The 562-nt window shown below is 45.4% G+C and carries 1 protein-coding gene; it reads left to right on the top strand.

Annotated elements, in window-relative coordinates:
- The coding region (locus tag IYN84_RS20870; RefSeq protein ID WP_196141222.1) for an RHS repeat protein at window positions 1–562 on the top strand (562 nt) is incomplete at both ends.

Raw genomic sequence — 562 nt, 5'->3', positions numbered from 1 at the left:
ACAATATCTTTATGAGAATGCCGGCTTTCCGAGTCACCTGACCGGCAAGATTAACGAAAAGGGTGTTCGTCTGGCGACCTGGAATTATGATACCAATGGTCGTGCCATTAGCAGTGAGCATGGACAGAGTCTGGAAAAAGTCGACCTGGATTATTCTGTGGATAATCAAACGCGAGTGACTCACCATATTTCCGACACCTTAACCAATGATGTGATTTATCACTATGAAGAACGATTCATTGGCAAATCCAAACGCAAACTGGTGACCCAATACGAGCAGTTAGCTTGTACCGATTGTGAAGTCGGCAGCTGGACTTACAAGTATGATGCAAATGGCTATGTCAGCCAGTCCACCAGCCCAACAGGCGTGATTACCAAGTTCACCCACGATGCCGACGGTTTTGAAACGCAAAGAATCGAAGCCTATGGTACACCGGAGCAACAAACCATTGATACAGTCTGGGATACGACCAAGCGTCGTGTCAGCAGTGTGAGCAAAGGCAATTTAAAAACTGAATATTTTTATGATGCCAACAATCAGGTTTCTTCTCTTGTTGTGACC

This window comes from Aliikangiella sp. G2MR2-5, assembly GCF_015687155.1.
Classification (GTDB): Bacteria; Pseudomonadota; Gammaproteobacteria; order Enterobacterales; family Kangiellaceae; genus Aliikangiella.
Note: the sequence above shows the minus strand (reverse complement) of the source record. Positions and strands in the feature narration are given on the sequence as shown.